This window comes from Vibrio sp. 1562, assembly GCF_033340155.1.
Taxonomy (GTDB): Bacteria; Pseudomonadota; Gammaproteobacteria; order Enterobacterales; family Vibrionaceae; genus Vibrio; species Vibrio alginolyticus.
Window position 1 is genome coordinate 1 of the sequence record NZ_JAWOVY010000099.1, and the last position, 1191, is coordinate 1191.

The 1191-nt window shown below is 45.9% G+C and carries 1 protein-coding gene; it reads right to left on the reverse strand.

Translation table 11 applies throughout. The features are described 5' to 3' along the window. Positions 1 to 253 precede the first annotated feature (253 nt). Positions 254 to 730 carry an HD-GYP domain-containing protein gene (locus R7Z49_RS23450; RefSeq protein ID WP_318112135.1) on the reverse strand — a complete coding sequence of 159 codons (477 nt, stop codon included), beginning with the start codon at positions 728 to 730 and terminating at the stop codon, positions 254 to 256. Positions 731 to 1191: the final 461 nt, after the last annotated feature.

Genomic DNA, 1191 nt, shown 5'->3' on the forward strand with positions numbered 1-1191 from the left:
AGGGTCATCTGGTGATACAGATGGTTCACTCTTGTCGTGGTGAACAACGCTTCATACGACTTCAGGTCGCACGGGCATAAATGAGTTAGAGCCGAAGGACGGCTCTGTGCCAATTGCAGACATTAGCAACGCCTGAGCTCAGGTGCATTTGAGACAACGCCTGCTTTTGCGTTAGCAAAAAAGTGGGTGGCGGATCAAATGTCATCTGCAGAGACTTTTTAGGCAGCGTTCACCGTATTCTAGGAACGAGCGTTTACGAGGCACGTGCCGAACTGGCCTTTATGACTTTTGTAAACAACAAAAAAATATTTGGATCAAACTTCGTGTCCACTTCATGCTTCAAGATATTCATAGTTTCAAGGTGCGATTTAGCCATGCGGTATGGCCTGCTAGTCGTCAGTGCATCATACGCATCAATGATCGAAAGTATTCGACTACTCAGGGGAATATCGGCACCAGCCAGTCCGTCCGGGTATCCGCTTCCATCAAATGCTTCATGATGATGTCTGACAATAGACGCGACCTCGTCTCTGTTTGTCAGGAATGTCTCACTAATTATTCTCTCACCGATAACCGAGTGAGCCTTTATCTCTTCCCTTTCATCAGGTGTGAGCTTTCCAGGCTTCGAGAGAACAGTATCACGAACTCCAATCTTACCCACGTCGTGTAATTGACTGGCAATACGCAAGTCATCTAATGAGGGGGCACTCAAATCGGCCGCACGCCCCACTTCCAACGCAAGCGCACAGACGCGGTCACAATGGCGTCTAGTATACGCATCGCGCGCACAATGCCGTAATGAGTGATGGGTAAGCATTTTCTTGATCTGGTGCGAGGGCAAAAGCCATTGAATATCTCTCCTTGTTCAGCAACGCGTAACAATTTAATAGTGCGCTCATCACGCATATTTTTGCTGACTTCAAGCTCATCTATCCACATTCCAACAAATAACCGAGGGTATTTCAAGATTTTAAATAAATTTAAATGTAGGATATACGCGTTGCTCGTTTGCTTGACTATATGAATAAACGACACAACTTTATCTATTAATTAGCCCAAAATTTAGCCATCCTCAATGACCGGTTATCGCTCTTTTGAGGCATTCGCCTCAACACGTTTTTGTCGAGTAGACGACACTTGTTACCAAGTGCCGCCCCTCTAAGAACCGTACGTGCAACTTTCACTGCATAC